This window comes from Streptomyces sp. 63XJN7_1_ISO-PGPR-S23-121 (assembly GCF_056173025.1).
Genome location: NZ_CM149653.1, coordinates 1,192,627 through 1,210,036, shown reverse-complemented (window position 1 = coordinate 1,210,036; position 17,410 = coordinate 1,192,627). Strand labels below are relative to the sequence as shown.

The window sequence follows — 17,410 nt, the reverse complement described above, 5'->3', positions numbered from 1 at the left end:
ACGAGGAGCCCGCACCGAACATGGATTACTCGCTCGCCTCCCTCTGGGACGAGGTCTCCGGCACCCAGCCCGATCCCGGCCTGTGGGTGGTGATCGGGACGCTGGTCGCCGCGCTCGCCGTCGTCGTGCCGCACGGCCTGTGGCGAATAGCGCGGAACGCGATCACCATCGCCCACGAGGGCGGTCACGGTCTCGTGGCGCTGCTCACCGGCCGCACGCTGGTCGGGATCACCCTCCACTCGGACACCAGCGGCCTGACCGTGAGCCGGGGCAGGCCGCACGGACTCGGCATGGTCCTCACCGCGGTCGCCGGCTACACGGCCCCGCCGCTGCTGGGCCTCGGCGGGGCCGCGCTGCTGGCCTCCGGGCGCATCACGCTGCTGCTGTGGGTGGCGACGGCGCTGCTGGTCGCGTTGCTCGTGATGATCCGCAACGCGTACGGCGTGCTGACGGTCGTGCTGACCGGCGCCGCGTTCCTCCTGGCGTCCTGGCTGGCCGACGCGGAGGTGCAGGCGGCGTTCGCCTACGCGGCGGTGTGGTTCCTGCTGCTGGGCGGGGTGCGGCCGGCGTTCGAGCTGCAGGCCAAGCGGGCGCGGGGCGGGGCCGGCGACTCGGACGCGGACCAGCTGGCCCGGCTGTCCCACGCGCCGGCCGCCGTGTGGTTCTTCCTGTTCCACGCGGTCTCTCTGTGCTCGCTGATCGGCGGGGGCCGCTGGCTGCTGGGGCTGTGAGCGGGGGCACCGAGGTCGGCGGCGCCGTCCGTGCGGGATCCGCCGCATATATGCGCGGCAATTCCCCTGTCACGGTTTCGGTCGGATTTCGCCGCCTTTGATCAAGATCTCCGATCGGCTTCAGCCATTAAAGTGGGGCCCATGACCGTGAATTCCGCGCACACCGCCCTCTGGCCCGCCCCGCACGCGAGCGGGGCCGTCGACGCGACCGTCCATGTGCCGGGGTCCAAGTCGGTCACCAACCGCGCCCTGGTGCTGGCCGCGCTCGCCTCCGAGCCCGGGTGGCTGCGCCGCCCGCTGCGCTCCCGCGACACCCTGCTGATGGCCGGGGCGCTGCGGGCCATGGGCGTCGAGATCGAGGAGGGCGTCGGTCCCGACGGAACCGGTGAGTTCTGGCGCGTCATCCCGGCCGGGCTGCACGGCCCCGCCACGGTCGACGTCGGGAACGCCGGCACGGTCATGCGTTTCCTCCCGCCGGTCGCCACGCTCGCCGACGGCCCCGTCCGGTTTGACGGCGACCCCCGTTCCTACGAGCGTCCGCTGCACGGGGTGATCGACGCGCTGCGCGCGCTCGGCGCCCGCGTCGACGACGACGGGCGCGGCGCGCTGCCGATGACCGTGCACGGCGGCGGCGCCCTGGAGGGCGGCCCGGTCGAGATCGACGCGTCGTCGTCCTCGCAGTTCGTCAGTGCCCTGCTACTGTCCGGCCCGCGCTTCAACCAGGGCGTCGAGGTCCGCCACACCGGCTCCGCGCTGCCGTCCATGCCGCACATCCGCATGACCGTCGACATGCTCCGCTCGGTCGGTGCCCAGGTGGACACCCCGGAGTCCGGCGGCGAGCCGAACGTGTGGCGGGTCACGCCGGGCGCGCTGCTCGGCCGCGACCTGACGGTCGAGCCGGACCTGTCCAACGCCCAGCCGTTCCTGGCGGCGGCGCTGGTGACCGGCGGCAGGGTGGTCGTTCCGGACTGGCCGGCCCGCACCACCCAGCCCGGCGACCGGCTGCGCGAGATCTTCACCGAGATGGGCGGAGACTGCGAACTGACCGAGTACGGTCTCGTGTTCACCGGGTCGGGCGCCGTGCACGGCATCGACGTGGACCTCGGGGAGGTCGGGGAGCTCACCCCCGGCATCGCGGCCGTCGCGGCCCTCGCCGACTCCCCCTCGACCCTGCGCGGGGTGGCGCACCTGCGCCTGCACGAGACGGACCGGCTGGCCGCGCTCACCAAGGAGATCAACGAACTGGGCGGCGACGTCACCGAGACCGCGGACGGGCTGCACATCCGGCCGCGCCGCCTGCACGGCGGGGTCTTCCACACCTACGAGGACCACCGCATGGCCACCGCCGGCGCGATCATCGGCCTCGCGGTCGAGGGCGTGGAGATCGAGAACGTGGCGACGACCGCCAAGACGCTGCCCGACTTCCCCGACCTGTGGACCGGGATGCTCGGGGCGTAGGGACCGTTCGCCATGCGCCGCTACGGCAAGCACACCGACGAGGACGACATCCGCTCCCGCCCCAACCGCAAGGGCAACCGGCCGCGGACCCACATCCGGCCCAAGCACGAGGACGCCGCCGGGGGCCTGGTCCTCACCGTGGACCGGGGCCGGCTGACCTGCCTCGTCGAGGACCGGGTCGTCATGGCCATGAAGGCGCGCGAACTGGGCCGCAAGGCGGCGGTCGTCGGCGACCGGGTCGCGCTGGTCGGCGACCTGTCGGGCACGAAGGACACGCTGGCCCGGATCGTCCGCATCGAGGGGCGCACCTCGGTGCTGCGCCGCACCGCGGACGACGACGACCCCTACGAGCGGGTGGTCGTCGCCAACGCCGACCAGCTCGCCATCGTCACCGCCCTCGCCGACCCCGAGCCGCGCCCGCGGCTCATCGACCGCTGCCTGGTCGCGGCGTTCGACGGCGGCCTCACCCCGCTGCTGGTGATGACCAAGTCGGACCTCGCCCCGCCCGACGAACTGCTCGGCCTGTACGGCGCGTTGGACATCCCCTTCGTCGTCACCAGCCGCGAGGAGCTGGAGAACGGCGACGCCGCCGACCGTGTGCGCGAGCACCTGGACGGCAAGGTGACGGCGTTCGTCGGCCACTCGGGCGTCGGCAAGACGACGCTGGTCAACGCGCTGGTCCCGAAGGACCGGCGCCGTACGACGGGGCACGTCAACGCGGTGACGGGACGCGGCCGGCACACGACGACCTCCGCGCTCGCCCTGCCGCTGTCCTCGGACCTGGGCGGCTGGGTCGTCGACACCCCCGGCGTACGGTCGTTCGGGCTCGCCCACATCGACCCGTCCCGCGTGATCCACGCCTTCCCGGACCTGGAGCCGGGCACGGAGGGCTGCCCGCGCGCGTGCAGCCACGACGAGCCCGACTGCGCGCTGGACGCGTGGGTCGCCGAGGGCCACGCCGATCAGGCCCGGCTGTACTCGCTGCGCCGGCTGCTGGCGACGCGGGAGCGGACCGAGGGCGACTGACCTTCGCGTTGTTTGCGGTGCCCGGCGACCGGCAAGTGCATAATCGCACCAAGCTGGAGACAAGCCTCGGCAAAAGCCGGTGAATCGACGAAGCGGTCACGGTACGGGACCACGGAAGGACGACACATGGCGTGGCTGCTGGTCATTGTGGCCGGGGTGCTCGAGACCGGCTTCGCCGTGTGTCTGAAGCTGTCGCACGGCTTCACCCGGCTCTGGCCGACGGTCGCCTTCTGTGCCTTCGCGCTGGGCAGTTTCGGCCTGCTGACCATGTCGCTGAAGAAGCTCGACGTCGGCCCGGCGTACGCCGTGTGGACCGGCATCGGGGCGGCTGGCACCGCCATCTACGGCATGGTGTTCCTGGGCGACCTAGTCTCCACGCTGAAGATCGTCTCGATCAGCTTCGTCATCATCGGCGTGATCGGGCTCCAGCTGTCGGGCTCGGCGCACTGAGGCGTCCGGCCGTCACGCCGTCAACTTCCGTGGCAGAACGGCGCGGACGAGTTCCGACACGCCGCCCTCCGGCGGGGCCGCGACGCAGGACAGGGCGAGCCGGACGGTGAGTTCGCAGGTTCGGGCGAGGTCGGCGGCCTCCGCCCGGGCGACGCCGGGCCCGGACAGGGCGGCGACGGCGCGGTCGCACACGAGGGCCACGAAGTCGCCGGGCGTGGGCAGCGGGCCGTCGGCCCGGCGCTGGGCCGGCACGACGGAGGACGACGGTACGGCCCCCGGTGCCGGAGCGGGCAGCCACGCACCCCAGCAGCCGGTGAGCATGGCGCGCACCAGCGCGTTCTCCCCGGCGGCCGCGGTCGTCCACTCGGCCGTCGCGGTGAGCCGCTCGCGCGGGTCGCCGAGCGCGGAGAGCGCACGCTCCACACCGGCGAGGTACCCGTCCGCCTCCCGCCGGACGAGCGCCCGGCCGAGGCCCTCCTTGCTGCCGAACTCGTTGTACAGCGTCTGCCGCGACACCCCGGCCGCCGACGCCACGTCCACCATCCGCACGGCGGCCCACGGCCGGCGCGCCAACGCCGTGCTGGCGGCGTCGAGCAGGGACTCCCGGGCTGCGGGCATCATCGCCTCCCTGGGCCGAAAGCGACTCGTCGCCCAGATTTGACGGGCCCGCCGTGCCTGTCAAGGGTCCTCGCGTCCCGCCCGCGCCGTGAGGGCGGTGCCGGGTGCGCGACCCGTCCCCGGAGCGTGCTGACACGCCCGCGCTCCACGCCGGCCGAACCGGCGCCCTGCCCCGCCCTCACGCCCCGGACGCGTCCGTGCCCGCCGGCCCCTGGTGGCCCCGCACCGCCCCCGCCGGATACCGTGGCCGCATGCCGGACTACCTCGACGACCTGCGCCTCGCCCACGTCCTCGCGGACGCCGCCGACGCCACGACGATGGACCGCTTCAAGGCCCTCGACCTGAAGGTCGAGACGAAGCCGGACATGACTCCGGTGAGCGAGGCGGACAAGGCCGCCGAGGAACTGATCCGCGGTCACCTCGCCCGCGCCCGCCCCCGGGACTCCGTCCTCGGCGAGGAGTACGGCACGGAGGGCACCGGCCCCCGCCGCTGGGTCGTCGACCCGATCGACGGCACCAAGAACTACGTCCGCGGCGTCCCCGTCTGGGCCACTCTCATCGCCCTCATGGAGGCGGGTGAGGGCGGCTACCATCCCGTCGTCGGCCTCGTCTCCGCGCCGGCCCTCGGCCGCCGCTGGTGGGCCGTGAAGGACCACGGCGCGTTCACCGGCCGCAGTCTGACCTCGGCGTCCCGGCTCCAGGTGTCCCAGGTCTCCGCACTGTCCGACGCGTCCTTCGCGTACTCCTCGCTCAGCGGCTGGGAGGAGCAGGGCAGGCTGGACGGCTTCCTGGACCTGACCCGCGAGGTGTGGCGCACGCGCGCGTACGGCGACTTCTGGCCGTACATGATGGTGGCCGAGGGATCGGTCGACCTGTGCGCCGAACCCGAGCTCTCCCTCTGGGACATGGCCGCCAACGCCATCATCGTCACGGAGGCGGGCGGCACCTTCACGGGGCTGGACGGCCGCCCCGGCCCGCACAGCGGCAACGCGGCGGCGTCCAACGGCCGGCTCCACGACGAACTGCTCGGCTATCTCAACCAGCGGTACTGAGCACGCCCCCCGTACGCCCGCCGACTCGCCCTCCGCGCCCCCTTGTTGACCCCCCGTTCGCCTGCCACTCTGAGAGTCCCCCACTTGTGAACTTGTGAATCCATGAACTAACTCATGGATCACCGGCAGGAGGTGGCTCCACCCATGCTCGTCCGCGAAGCCATGAGCTCGGTCGTCCTCACCATCGGTCCCGACCACACCCTGCGCCAGGCCGCCGCGCTGATGTCCGCCCGCCGCGTCGGCGCGGCCGTGGTGTACGACCCCGACGCCGGCGGCATCGGCATCCTCACCGAACGCGACGTCCTCAACTCCGTCGGCCGGGGCCAGGACCCGGACGCCGAACGCGTGCACGCCCACACCACCACCGACGTCGTGTTCGCCGCGCCGTCCTGGACCGTGGAGGAGGCGGCCGGGGCGATGGCGCACGGCGGCTTCCGCCACCTCATCGTGCTGGAACGCGACGAGCCCGTGGGCATCGTCTCGGTCCGCGACATCATCCGCCGCTGGGCGCCGGAGCGACGGCAGCGCGAGACACCGGCGGCGATCGCCTGACGCCGCTGCCGGCCGGCGTAGTGGCGGCACGACGAAGGGCCGGACCCCCGTCCCCGGGGATCCGGCCCACCGCTACGACAAGCGGTCCAATGCTGGACGTCAGCCGCGCAGGGCCTGGACCGCGGCCTCCAGCCGCTTGCCGAAGTCACCGTCGGCCTGACGGAAGTTGTTGATCGCGCGCTCGGCGATGTCCTCGCGCGAGACCTGGGAGATGCCGCCGGCCAGGTTGTTGATCAGGCGCTCCTTCTCCTCCTCCGTCATCAGGCGGTAGAGGTTGCCCGCCTGCACGAAGTCGTTGTCCTCGGCGTGCACCGGGGCCTGCGTCTCACCGGTGACACCGGTGACCGCGACGGGCTGCCACAGCGCGCGGTCCGTCTGGAACGGGCCGCCGAAGCTGTTGGGCTCGTAGTTCTTCGCGCCCTTGTGGCGGCCGTCGTACAGGTAGCCGTCACGGGAGTGGGTGCGCGCCTCGGTGGCGTGCGGACGGTTCACCGGCAGGTGGTCGGCGTTGATGCCGACGCGGTAGCGGTGGGCGTCGCCATAGGCGAAGAGGCGGCCCTGGAGCATCTTGTCCGGGGACGGGCCGATGCCGGGCACGAAGTGCGCCGGGGAGAAGATCGACTGCTCGACCTCGGCGAAGATGTTTTCCGGGTTGCGGTTGAGCTCCAGCTTGCCGAACCAGACGATCGGATAGTCCGCGTGCGGCCACACCTTGGTGAGGTCGAACGGGTTGAAGCGGTAGGTCGCCGCCTCCGCCACCGGCATGATCTGCACACCGACCGTCCAGGACGGGAAGTCGCCGCGCTCGATGGCCTCGCGCAGGTCGCGCTGGTGCGAGTCGGGGTCCTTGCCCGCGAGGACCTCGGCCTCCTCGGCCGTCAGGTTCTTGATGCCCTGGTCGGTCTTGAAGTGGTACTTCACCCAGAAGGCCTCGCCGGCCTCGTTGCTCCACTGGTACGTGTGCGAGCCGAAGCCGTCCATGTGCCGGTAGGAGGCCGGGATGCCGCGGTCGCCGTGCAGCCAGGTCACCTGGTGCGTGGACTCGGGAGACAGACTCCAGAAGTCCCAGACGTTGTCCGCCTCCTGCGAGCCGGTGTACGGGTCGCGCTTCTGGGTGTGGATGAAGTCCGGGAACTTGATGGCGTCCTTGATGAAGAACACCGGGGTGTTGTTGCCGACGAGGTCGTAGTTGCCCTCTTCGGTGTAGAACTTCAGCGCGAAACCACGCGGGTCGCGGACGGCGTCCGCCGCGCCCAGGTTGCCGGCCACGGTCGAGAAGCGGAGGAAGGTCTCCGTCTCCTTGCCGACCGCGGAGAGAAAGGCGGCGCGCGTGTACTTGGTGACGTCGGCGGTGACCGTGAAGGTGCCGTAGGCGCCGGCACCACGGGCGTGCACGACGCGCTCCGGGATGCGCTCACGGTTGAAGTGGGCCAGCTTCTCGAGGAGGAGCTGGTCCTGGACGAGCACGGGGCCGCCGACGCCCGCGGTCTCGCTGTTCTGGTTGTCGGCCACCGGAGTACCGGCTTCCGTAGTAAGCGGTCCCTGAGTCACGTACGCCTCCTGCGCCAATCCTGCAAACCTGTCCCTTGGCTAATGCCGATCCCGATCCTACAATGGACAATGTCTAAGTCAAGTAAGACTCCAAAGTCACACCCGTTCGGGACCTGGTCCCCCTTGCTGTTAGGCTGGTCTGTATGAGTGACCTTCTGGAACGGCTGCGTGGTCGCGGATGGCGCATGACCGCGCAGCGACGCGTCGTGGCCGAGGTCCTTGACGGCGAGCACGTCCACATGACCGCCGACGAGGTGCACGCCAGGGCCGTCACCAAGCTGCCGGAGATCTCCCGGGCGACCGTCTACAACACCCTGGGCGAGCTGGTCTCGCTCGGCGAGGTGCTGGAGGTCGCGACGGACAAGCGCGCGAAGCGGTACGACCCGAACGCGCACCGGCCGCACCACCACCTGGTCTGCGCGCAGTGCGGCGCGATCCGCGACGTCCACCCGACCGGCAATCCGCTGGCCGACCTCCCCGACACGGAGCGCTTCGGCTTCACGGTCTCCGACGTCGAGGTGACGTACCGCGGCACCTGCCCGAACTGCGCCGCGGCGTAGTCCGGTCCCGCGCTCGTACGAGAGCCCCGGCACCCATGGGTGCCGGGGCTCTCGCGTGTACGCCGCACGCGTCGCCGAACGCACCGAGGGCCGGAACCCTTTCGGATTCCGGCCCTCGGCCTTCAGTAGCGGGGACAGGATTTGAACCTGCGACCTCTGGGTTATGAGCCCAGCGAGCTACCGAGCTGCTCCACCCCGCGGCGATGAATGGAACACTACGTCAAGCCCGCGACCAGAAGCAAATCGCCCCCGGCCGGCGGCCCAGCGGCGCCCCTCGGCGCGGCGCCGTGCGTCACGCCGACAGTTCCTGCCGCAACGCGTCCCGCAGCCGCGCCGCCCGCTCCGCCACCTCCCGCGGTCCCAGCGACACCGCCCGGTCGGCCCAGCGCTGCCCCTCGTCCAGCTCCCCACGCCGGGCGCACACCAGCGCGAGCCGCAGTGCGGCCCGTCCGTGCCCGGCGTCGGCCGCCCGGCGCCACCACACGACGGCCTCCGGCTCGCTGCCCTCGCGGGCCAGCAGCAGCCCCAGGTTGAAGGCACCGTTGCGGGAGCCGGCCTCGGCCGCCTCCCGGTACCACCGCGCCGCCTCCACCACGTCGCCCCGGGCCGCGGCCAGCATGCCGACGCGCACCTGGGCCCGGCGGTGGCCCTGCGAGGCCGCCCGCTCGTACCACTCCTCGCACTCGGTCTTCTCCTGCGCCGGCTCGCCCAGCTCGTGCGCGGGTGCCGGCGGCCGGCGCGCGTCGAGCAGCGTGGCCAGGCGGTACGCGGCCTCCGGGCTGCCACCCCCCGCCGCGCACCGCAGGAACCGCTCCGCCTCCGGCTCGTCACCGTCCCGCAGCCGCGCCATCCCGACCTGCAGCGCCGCCTCCGTGTGTCCGGCGGCGGCGGCCCTCTCGTACCAGCGCAGCGCGGCGACGTCCTCGCCCCGTCCGGCGTGCAGGATGCCGAGGTTGAAGGCGGCGTCCACGCTGCCCACCTCGGCGGCCTTGGAGAACCACGGCTCGGCACCCGCAGCGTCCCCGCCCCGGAGCAGCAGGATGGCCAGCGCGTTCGCGGCCTCCCGGTGCCCGGCGTACGCGGCGCGCCGGTACCACTGCTCGGCCTGCGCGGTGCGGCCCTGCTCGGCGCAGAGCAGGCCCAGGTTGTAGGCGCCGTTGTCGTCCCCGGCGTCCAGCGCGGCCCGGTACCACCGCTCGGCGGTCTGCGGCTCGCCGCGCTCGGCGTGCAGCGCGCCCAGCGCGTTGGCCGCGTTGCCGTCGCCGTCCTGCGCGGCCCGCAGCCACCACACGGCGGCGCTCTCGGTGTCGCCAGCGTCGCGCAGCAGGAAGCCCAGCGCGCAGGCCGCGCGCGCCTCGCCGTCCTTGGCGGACGTCAGGTACCAGCGCCCGGCCTCCCGGAGCTTCGCCCCGCTTCTCCAGGATCGCCCCGAGGTGCAGCGCGGCCCGGCGGTGCCCTCGCGCGGCGGCCTGCCGGTACCACTGCTCGGCCTCCTCGCTGCCCTCGGCCCGGTCGCCGCGGACGCCGCGCTCGGTCACGGAGCGCACGACGCCGGGACCGTCGTCGTCGAGGTCCCGGCCCGCACGCCGGTCCAGCGTCCGGGCCAGCCGGTACGCGGCCTCGCGGTGCCCCCGCTCGGCCGCGGCCCGCATCCACCGCTCGGCGCCCGAGCCGTCGCCGCGGTGCTCCAGCAGGTCGGCGAGCGCGTAGGCGCCCAGCACGTGTCCCTGTTCGGCGGACTGGCGGAGCCAGTACTCGGCGGCGGGTTCGTCGCCGCGCTCGCGGAAGTGCCGCCCCAGCGCGTGGGCGGCCGGGCAGGACCCGGCCACGGCGGCGATCCGCCACCATCCGGCGGCCTCGTCGGCGTAGCCGCGCTGGTGCAGCAGGACGCCGAGGTTGTTGGCGGCGGCGCGGTCCCCGGCGGCGGTGGCGGCACGCAGGTGGGACTCGGCTCCGTCGAGATCACCACGGCGCAGCAGCATGGCCCCGAGCACGCTCATCGCCTCGACGTCACCGGCCTCGGCGGCGATCCGCCGGCGTACCTCCTCGGCGGCTTCGTCGGCGGCTTCCTGGGCCTCGTCCCCGGCTTCCTCCCGGCCGGACGACCGCGCAAAACGCCCCGTCTCGAACAGATCTGCCATCTCCCCCATAACGTCCATCGTCGCACCACCCGCAACCCGGGTACACCTGGTATACCGCAGCCATTGAGGTCACTTCAGCGTTTTGTCGACATGCCCACAGGGAGACAAGTCAAACACGGATCACCCCAACTCCCCCCACCGGCGCGGCCGTAGCCACCGTCGGCACATGCGTTCGCACATCACAAAGGCCCGGATCCCTGTCGGGATCCGGGCCTTCGCTGTCGTTCGCACGTAGCTCACGACTTCAGTAGCGGGGACAGGATTTGAACCTGCGACCTCTGGGTTATGAGCCCAGCGAGCTACCGAGCTGCTCCACCCCGCGCCGTTGTGTTCACAACCGTATCACGGCGCGGGACGGGCATTTGACCAGCTCGGACGGGCTCCGCCGGGTGGGGTCAGCCGCCGCCCGACCCGGCGCCGGCACTGCCGGCCGGTGTCGGGCTCGGACTCGCCGCGCCGCCCTGGTTCTTGTCGCCGGTGTTCTTGTCTCCGCCGCTCCCGGCCTTCGCCTGCGCGTCCTCGGCCTTCTTGAGGGCGTCCTCCAGGTCCTTCTGCGCCTTGCCGTACGCCGTCCAGTCGTTCTGCTTGAGGGCTTCCTGACCGGCCTCGAAGGCCTTCTGGGCGTCGTTCAGCGCGTCCTGGACCGTGGGGTTGGCGGACGTCGGCGGCGGTGTGGTGGTGCCGTCGCCCTGGTCCGGCGGCTCGGTGGCCGAGGCCTTCGCGCCGAAGACCTTGTTCAGGGCTTCGTCGAGCGTGTCCTCGAAGGCGGTGTTGCCGCCGTAGGACACCAGCACCTTCCGCAGCAGCGGGTACTTGAGGTCGCCACCGCGCACGTAGACCGGTTCCACGTAGAGCAGCCCGCCGTCGAGCGGCACCGTCAGGAGGTTGCCGTACTCGACCTCCGAGTCGCCGCCTCTCAGCAGCCTGATGGACTCGGCGATGTCCTGTTCGGAGTTGAACTGGCTCTGGACCTGTTTCGGCCCGTTCACGGTCGTGCTCGTCTGCAGCTTCAGGACTCTGATCTTGCCGTAGTCCTTGGTGCCCGCTTCCGCGTCGACCGCCATGAACGCGCTGAGGTTGTCACGTCCGATGGGCGTGAACGTCGTCGTCAGCGAGAACGCCTGCTGCTTCTGGTCGGGCATCTTCATGCTCAGGTAGTACGGCGGCACCGCGTCGCCCGACTTGTTGGTCGGGTCGTCCGGCACCTGCCACACCTCGCTGCCGCTGAGGAACGTCGTGGCGTCCTTCACGTGGTAGCGGGTGAGCAGCTCGCGCTGCACCTTGAACAGGTCCTGCGGGTACCGCAGGTGGGCCATCAGCGCGTCGGAGATCTCGCTCTTGGCCTTGACCGTGTTCGGGAACGCCTTCATCCAGGTCTTCAGGACCGGGTCCTCGGTGTCCCACTGGTACAGCTTGACGTCGCCCGTGTAGGCGTCGACGGTCGCCTTCACCGAGTTGCGGATGTAGTTGACCTGGTTCTGCTGGGCCACCACGGCGCGCGAGTCGTTGCGCGCGGTCAGCGAGTCGGCGGTCGTGTCGCCGAGCGTCGTGCGCGAGGCGTACGGGTAGCCGTTCGTCGTCGTGTAGGCGTCCACGATCCACTGGATGCGGCCGTCCACCACCGCCGGGTAGGCGTCGCCGTCGATGGTCAGCCACGGGGCGACCGCCTCGACGCGCTCCTTCGGCGTGCGGTTGTAGAGGATCTTCGAACCCTCGCCGATGGCCCCCGAGTAGAGGATCTGCGGTTCGCTGAACGCCACCGCGTACGCGGCCCGGTTGATCGGGCTGGACAGGTCCACCCCGCCGTCGCCCTTGTAGCTGGTGGTCTTCTCACCACTGTCGTCGGAGTAGTCGATCTCCTTCTGGGGACCGCCGACGATGGAGTACGTGGTGGTCTTCTCCCCGTAGTAGACCCGCTGTTCGTACGTCCCGAGGTCGCCCTTGGACGGCAGGTCGGACTCGGTGAAAACGGGGCGCCCCTCGGAGTCGACCTGGGTGCCCTTGGCGGCGACCACTCCGAAGCCGTGGGTGTAGCGGAAGTGGTTGTTGATCCAGTTCTTCTTCGGGATGCCGGCCAGGTTCAGCTCGCGCAGACCGATGACCGTGTCCTGGTCCTTGCCGTCCTTGGAGTAGCGGTCGACGTCCAGGTTGTTCGGGAACGCGTAGTAGTTCCGCATCTGCTGGAGCTGCTGGAACGTCGGCGAGATGACGTTCGGGTCCATGATGCGGATCGACGCCGTGGCGTCGACGTCGTCACGGAGCCGGGTCTTGTCGTCGGTCTTGCTCACGCCGGCGTACTCGGTGACCTGGGTGCCCTCGATGTCGTAGGCCTTGCGCGTCGCGTCGAGGTTCTTCTCGACGTACGGCGCCTCCTTGGCCTGCTCGTTGGGCTGCACCTGGAACTTCTGGACCAGCGCCGGGTACAGACCGCCGATGAGGATCGCCGACAGCACCATGAGGCCGAAGCCGATCACCGGCAGCTGCCAGGTGCGCCGCCACAGGGTGGCGAAGAACAGCAGCGCGCAGATGACGGCGATGCAGAACAGGATCGTCTTGGCCGGCAGGTAGGCGTTGGCGTCGACGTACCTGAGGCCCGTCCAGTTGTCGGTGGCCTTGAAGTCGCTGGACTTCACCGCCAGTCCGTACCGGTCGAGCCAGTACGCGACCGCCTTGAGGGCGACGAAGACGCCGATGAGCACCGACAGGTGGCCGGTGGCCGCCGCCGTGGCGCGCGCGCCCGGGCTGGTGACGCGCAGTCCGCCGTAGAGGTAGTGGGTGAGCGCCGCGGCGATCACCGAGATGATCACGGTCGCGAAGCCGAAGCCGAGCAGGAACCGGTACCAGGGGAGGTCGAAGGCGTAGAAGGAGACGTCCAGCTTGAACTGGGGGTCCTTCTGGTGGAAGGGCACGCCGTTGACCCACATCAGCCAGGTCCGCCACTGGCCGGACGCCGAGGCGCCGGCGATCAGGCCCACCAGGGCGGTGATGCCGAGCAGCAGCCACTTCTTGTACGGGGTGATGCCCATCCGGTAGCAGTCGAGGTTCTGCTGCTCCATCGACATGGCGCTCAGCGGCGGGCGGAGCCGGTGGGCCAGCCAGATGTTGAGCCCAACCGCCAGCGCCATGAGCAGGCCGAAGACGAAGAAGAGACCGATCTTGGTCCACAGCGTGGTCGTGAAGACCGAGGAGTAGTGGACCGACCGGTACCACAGCCAGTCCGTCCAGAAGCCCGCGAACATGGTGAACGCCATGCCGAGCACGGCGAGGACACCGAGCGTCATCAGCAGGGTGCGGACACGCCGGGACGGGCGACCCACTCTGATCCGTGGCCCCGTCGGGCCTCCGCCTCGGTCCGGCATCTGGAAAGCCAAGGTGCGCACCTCGAAGTCGCTGTTGATCCGTCAGGCCCTCGGGTTCGCGGGCCCCCCGTGCGCCCCCGTCATCGTGGGCCCACACCTATGCAACTTACTCATCGTTTACTCGGTTCCCGATTCGGCCCAGGAACGAGGCAGGATTGTGACCATGTCCAACACCCCCATGGCAGCGAGCCCCCTCACCCGGGCCGTGCTCGAGATCGACGAGTACGTCTCCGGCCTCGGCTGGGACCAGCCCGCACGCCTCTTCGCCCTTGTCGACACCGCACGTCTGCGGGCCGACCAGCCCACGCTCGCGGACCGGCTCGGTCTGCAGGAGGAAACGGAGAGCTCCGGCCTCACCCCGATCGAGCAGGACGAGATTCCGGCGGACCGGCCGCTGGACGACTTCCTCGGAACCATCGCCTGGCCCGACGCCGTGGTCGGCTGCGCCCTGGCCGTGGAACGCCTGATGCTGCCGCCGTCCGCAGAGGCCCAGGTGCCGGCGGACCTGGACGGGGAGAAGCTGACGCGGTGGGTGGCGGAGCACCCCGACCGCCAGGAGGTCCGTATGACGGTCGCGGTGCTGCGTGACGGCGCCCGCGAATCCGCCCTGCGGCTGCGGGAGAAGGACGCCGCCACCGAGGTCCTCACGGGTGCGGATCTGGTGCCCGGTCTGGCCCAGGCGCTGACGGCCACCTTCGAGGAGTAGTCCGGGCCGGTCCCGGGCGGCCCGTGCGGCTGCCCGGGGCACCGTCTATCCGGTCGTGCACTTCGGCAGGTCGGCGGTCTTCCCGGCGCGGATGTCGTCGAGGGCGCCGATGGCGTCGTCGATGGTGCCGACCTTCACGAGGGTCAGCCCGCCGGGGGTGTCCTCGGCGGCGGCCTTGCAGTTGTCGGCGGGCGTCAGGAAGTACCGGGCGCCCTTCTCCCGCGCGCCGATGGTCTTCATCCCGATGCCGCCGATCGGGCCGACCTTGCCGGCGTCGTCGATCGTCCCGGTGCCGGCGACGAACGCGCCCCCGGTGAGGCTGCCCGGCGTGAGCTTGTCGTAGATGCCGAGCGCGAACATCAGGCCGGCGCTGGGCCCGCCGACGTCGGCGAGCTTGATGTCGACGGAGAACGGGAACGTGTGGTCCGTTCCCGCGCTGATCCCGACGATGGCGCGCTTCTCGCCGGCGTCGTCCGAGGCCGCGGTGGTGATCGTGACCTTCTCGGTCCTCGTCGGCGTCCGGTTCTGCTTCTCCGCGGCGGCCTGCTCCTTGGCGGGCACGATGGTGAAGACGACGTCCTGGCCGGGTTTGTGCTTCGTCACCAGGTCGGCGACGTCACCGGGCTCCTCGACGGCCGTGCCGTCCACGGCCCGGATCACGTCACCGGCGTGCAGCCTGCCCTGCGCCGGGGACCCCTTGACCACCGTGGAGACGATCACCCAGGACTTCACCGGGATGTCCAGTGCCTCCAGGGCTGCGACCTTGGCGCTCTCCTGGGACTGGCTGAACTCCTCGGCGTTCTCCTGGGTGGCCTCCTCCTCGGTCTTGCCGTCCGGGTAGAGCGTGTCGTGCGGCACCACGCGGTTGTCGTGCGCGAACCATCCGTAGACGGCCTCCACGAGGTTCATCCGGTAGTCGGCACTGGTGACCCGGACGGTGGTCATGTTCAGGTGACCGCTCGTGTCGTACGTCCTGTGGCCGGAGATCCGCAGCACCGGCTCGCCGTCGTGGTCCCCGAGCGTGTTCACCGTCGGCCCCGGGGACATCTCCGAGTAGGGCACGGGGATGAACACACCCGCGCACAGGAGCGCGATCAGCATCAGGGTGGAGGCGAGCATCGTCGCGGTGCGGCGTGGCATGGGACGACATTACGGGACGCGACTGTCGGAGCACCGTCAGGGCGGCACCCGTCAGGCTCCGGTGCGGGACTTCTCCATCGCCTCGCGGAACCGGGCATAGCCGTCGAGCTCCGGACCGTCGCTCCGGATCTTGCGGGTCCGGTTGGCCCAGCTTCCCCACAGACCCGCGCCTACCGCAGCCACCAGCGGAATCAGCAACCAGGCGAGCGCCCCCATGCCGACCTCCCAACCCCACGAGCTCCGCGACTGACTGATCAGCAGATTAACCATCCGCCGTGACAACGCTCACGCCGGGGGGCCGGTTACGCAACCGGAGTCACGGGGTGCACGGAGGGTGGCGACGAGTCCGCGGACGCCCGGTCGGCTCAGCAGGCGCCGACCCATTCCTCGGTTCCGTCGGAGAACGTCTGGTGCTTCCAGATGGGCACCTCGTGCTTGAGGTCGTCGATGAGCCTGCGGCAGGCCTCGAAGGCCTCGCCCCGGTGCGGGCAGGAGACGGCGACGACCACGGCGAGGTCACCGACCTCCAGGTCCCCCACACGGTGGACGGCGGCGAGCGCCCGTACGGGGTAGTCGGCCACGACCTTCTCGGCGATCCGCCGCATCTCGGCCTCGGCGCTGGGATGGCAGGAGTATCCGAGCCGGTCGACGTCGGTGCCCCCGTCGTGGTCGCGCACGGTCCCCACGAACAGCACGGTTCCCCCGGCCGCGTCGTCCCCGACCGCCCGGAAGACCTCGTCCACGGACAGGGGCGTGTCCCGGATGCCGATCAGCTTGACGGGGTCCGGTGCGGCCTGCTCGCCGGGGTGGTCGCTCGTGGATGCGGATGCCATGTGCCCATCGTGCCCCACGGTGCGCGCAGCACGGAATAGCCTCATCGCCCGGTACGCGCGCGTCGCGCCTTGGAGCCTCCTACAGGCCGGCGCCCACGTCAGATCCGCCGCCGCGCCTTCCGCGCCCGCCGCACCACGGCCGCCGCGCCCAGCAGGGCGACCGTCGCACCCGCGGCCCCGGCCGCCGTCGCGTCCTTGCGTCCGAGGCGCCGGCCGGCGACCGTGTGCCGTCCCGCGACCTCCTCCAGCAGCTCCGCGAGGACCTCCTCGTTGGTGTACTTCGGCCGCCACCCGGCGTCGTGCAGGCGGCTGCCGCTCACCACCCAGGGGTACATCGTGTACGCCAGGTCCCCGGCCGGGGAGGGTGTCAGTCCGATCCGGTGCAGGCGGGCCGCCGCGCCCAGTGCGACGGCCGACGGCAACTCCATCCGCCGGATCCCGCTGAGCTCCTCGACCTCCTCCTGCTCCAGCCAGCCGTCGCAGCCGACGGCCAGCTCCCCGTCGGCCTTCTCCAGGACGGCGTACTCGAGGGCACTGCACAGGTCGTCGACGTGGCAGAACTGCCAGGCGGGCCGGGACCCGGCCACCACGAGCAGCCGGGGCGACTCGAAGTACCTGGTCAGCGCGGTGTCCATGCCCCCGACCAGCACCGCGGGACGGACGACGGTCACGTTCAGGCCCGGATGGGCGCGCGGTGCGCGGCGCGCGAGGCGCTCGATCTCCAGCAGGTCCCCGACCCCGGTGGCCTCCGCCGTGGCCCGCAGCTCGGCGTCCTCGGACAGCGGCAGCTCGTTGTCCGGCAGCGCGCCGTAGACCATCGCCGAGGTGCACAGCACGACGCGGTGCACACCGGCCGCCGCGGCGGCGGTCAGGACGGTCTGCGTCCCCCGGACGTTGTAAGCCGTCCGGGCGGCCGCGTCGGTCTCCAGATCGAGGTCCAGCGCGAGATGCACCACGACGTCCGCGCCTCGCAGTTTCTCGGCGATGGCCGGGTCCCGCACGTCCAGGGTGTGCCAGTGCGCCTCCGCGCACTCGCCGCGCCGCTCGTCGATGGCCACGACCTGTCTGACCTCGTCGGACGCGGCCAGCCGCGCCGTGAGCAGGGCACCGATGCCGGAAGCGGCGCCGGTGACCGCGACGACGGGCCCGCGCGCGCCGGGCGCGGCGGAACTGGTTGACTGGTTTCGCGCTGCGCGAACCTGCGGATCTGGGGAACTCACCGGGCGTCTCCAG

15 protein-coding genes, 2 tRNA genes and 1 pseudogene are annotated in these 17,410 nt (G+C 71.5%); 8 read left to right on the top strand and 10 right to left on the bottom strand.

What is annotated here, in order from left to right; all coding sequences use genetic code 11:
* Positions 1-20 precede the first annotated feature (20 nt).
* The 4 genes from AC0VYN_RS05645 (at position 21) to AC0VYN_RS05630 (ending at position 3,665) form a co-directional block, all read left to right on the top strand.
* The gene (locus AC0VYN_RS05645; RefSeq protein ID WP_475535034.1) at positions 21-731 is read left to right on the top strand and encodes a M50 family metallopeptidase; all 711 of its coding nucleotides are present in this window, start codon (positions 21-23) and stop codon (positions 729-731) included.
* 141 nt (positions 732-872) lie between these two features.
* On the top strand, positions 873-2,189 hold the full coding sequence (gene aroA, locus AC0VYN_RS05640) for a 3-phosphoshikimate 1-carboxyvinyltransferase (RefSeq protein ID WP_385469462.1): 1,317 nt from the start codon (positions 873-875) through the stop codon (positions 2,187-2,189).
* 12 nt (positions 2,190-2,201) lie between these two features.
* Complete coding sequence (gene rsgA, locus AC0VYN_RS05635; RefSeq protein ID WP_475535033.1) at positions 2,202-3,215, top strand: ribosome small subunit-dependent GTPase A; 1,014 nt, start codon at positions 2,202-2,204, stop codon at positions 3,213-3,215.
* A gap of 126 nt (positions 3,216-3,341) precedes the next feature.
* The gene (locus AC0VYN_RS05630; RefSeq protein ID WP_087807323.1) at positions 3,342-3,665 is read left to right on the top strand and encodes a DMT family transporter; all 324 of its coding nucleotides are present in this window, start codon (positions 3,342-3,344) and stop codon (positions 3,663-3,665) included.
* A 12-nt stretch (positions 3,666-3,677) separates the two neighbouring features.
* Here the strand turns inward: AC0VYN_RS05630 and AC0VYN_RS05625 are convergent, their stop codons facing one another.
* Positions 3,678-4,286, bottom strand: coding sequence for a TetR/AcrR family transcriptional regulator (locus AC0VYN_RS05625; protein WP_475535032.1), 609 nt, complete (start codon positions 4,284-4,286; stop codon positions 3,678-3,680).
* A gap of 248 nt (positions 4,287-4,534) precedes the next feature.
* Here AC0VYN_RS05625 and hisN point away from each other — a divergent pair, with 248 nt between their 5' ends.
* Positions 4,535-5,335, top strand: coding sequence for a histidinol-phosphatase (hisN, locus tag AC0VYN_RS05620; protein WP_385469468.1), 801 nt, complete (start codon positions 4,535-4,537; stop codon positions 5,333-5,335).
* 144 nt (positions 5,336-5,479) lie between these two features.
* On the top strand, positions 5,480-5,887 hold the full coding sequence (locus AC0VYN_RS05615; protein ID WP_475535031.1) for a CBS domain-containing protein: 408 nt from the start codon (positions 5,480-5,482) through the stop codon (positions 5,885-5,887).
* A gap of 99 nt (positions 5,888-5,986) precedes the next feature.
* On the opposite strand, the gene AC0VYN_RS05610 is transcribed toward AC0VYN_RS05615, so the two are convergent.
* Positions 5,987-7,438 carry a catalase gene (locus AC0VYN_RS05610; protein WP_475535030.1) on the bottom strand — a complete coding sequence of 484 codons (1,452 nt, stop codon included), beginning with the start codon at positions 7,436-7,438 and terminating at the stop codon, positions 5,987-5,989.
* A 143-nt stretch (positions 7,439-7,581) separates the two neighbouring features.
* Between AC0VYN_RS05610 and AC0VYN_RS05605 the strand changes: the two genes are divergently transcribed.
* Entirely contained in the window at positions 7,582-7,998 is a 417-nt protein-coding gene (locus AC0VYN_RS05605) for a Fur family transcriptional regulator (RefSeq protein ID WP_385469474.1), read from the top strand.
* Positions 7,999-8,124: 126 nt separating this feature from the next.
* Here the strand turns inward: AC0VYN_RS05605 and AC0VYN_RS05600 are convergent.
* From AC0VYN_RS05600 to AC0VYN_RS05585, 4 genes and pseudogenes are all read right to left on the bottom strand, one after another.
* Positions 8,125-8,198, bottom strand: a tRNA-Met gene (locus tag AC0VYN_RS05600).
* A 92-nt stretch (positions 8,199-8,290) separates the two neighbouring features.
* Positions 8,291-10,157 (bottom strand): annotated as a pseudogene (locus AC0VYN_RS05595) (tetratricopeptide repeat protein).
* 230 nt (positions 10,158-10,387) lie between these two features.
* Positions 10,388-10,461 (bottom strand) — tRNA-Met (locus AC0VYN_RS05590).
* Positions 10,462-10,534: 73 nt separating this feature from the next.
* Positions 10,535-13,498 (bottom strand): UPF0182 family membrane protein, encoded by a 2,964-nt coding sequence (locus tag AC0VYN_RS05585; protein ID WP_475536818.1) that lies wholly within the window; start codon positions 13,496-13,498, stop codon positions 10,535-10,537.
* 163 nt (positions 13,499-13,661) lie between these two features.
* On the opposite strand from AC0VYN_RS05585, the gene AC0VYN_RS05580 reads away from it, so the two are divergent.
* Complete coding sequence (locus AC0VYN_RS05580; RefSeq protein WP_475535029.1) at positions 13,662-14,204, top strand: PPA1309 family protein; 543 nt, start codon at positions 13,662-13,664, stop codon at positions 14,202-14,204.
* Positions 14,205-14,249: 45 nt separating this feature from the next.
* On the opposite strand, the gene AC0VYN_RS05575 is transcribed toward AC0VYN_RS05580, so the two are convergent.
* The 4 genes from AC0VYN_RS05575 to AC0VYN_RS05560 all read right to left on the bottom strand — a co-directional run bounded on the left by AC0VYN_RS05575 (position 14,250) and on the right by AC0VYN_RS05560 (position 17,397).
* Positions 14,250-15,344 (bottom strand): YlbL family protein, encoded by a 1,095-nt coding sequence (locus AC0VYN_RS05575; RefSeq protein WP_475535028.1) that lies wholly within the window; start codon positions 15,342-15,344, stop codon positions 14,250-14,252.
* Positions 15,345-15,395: 51 nt separating this feature from the next.
* Positions 15,396-15,560 (bottom strand): hypothetical protein, encoded by a 165-nt coding sequence (locus AC0VYN_RS05570; protein WP_385471940.1) that lies wholly within the window; start codon positions 15,558-15,560, stop codon positions 15,396-15,398.
* 149 nt (positions 15,561-15,709) lie between these two features.
* Entirely contained in the window at positions 15,710-16,177 is a 468-nt protein-coding gene (locus AC0VYN_RS05565; protein ID WP_475535027.1) for a molybdenum cofactor biosynthesis protein MoaE, read from the bottom strand.
* Between the two features lie 98 nt (positions 16,178-16,275).
* The gene (locus AC0VYN_RS05560; RefSeq protein WP_385471945.1) at positions 16,276-17,397 is read right to left on the bottom strand and encodes an SDR family oxidoreductase; all 1,122 of its coding nucleotides are present in this window, start codon (positions 17,395-17,397) and stop codon (positions 16,276-16,278) included.
* Positions 17,398-17,410: the final 13 nt, after the last annotated feature.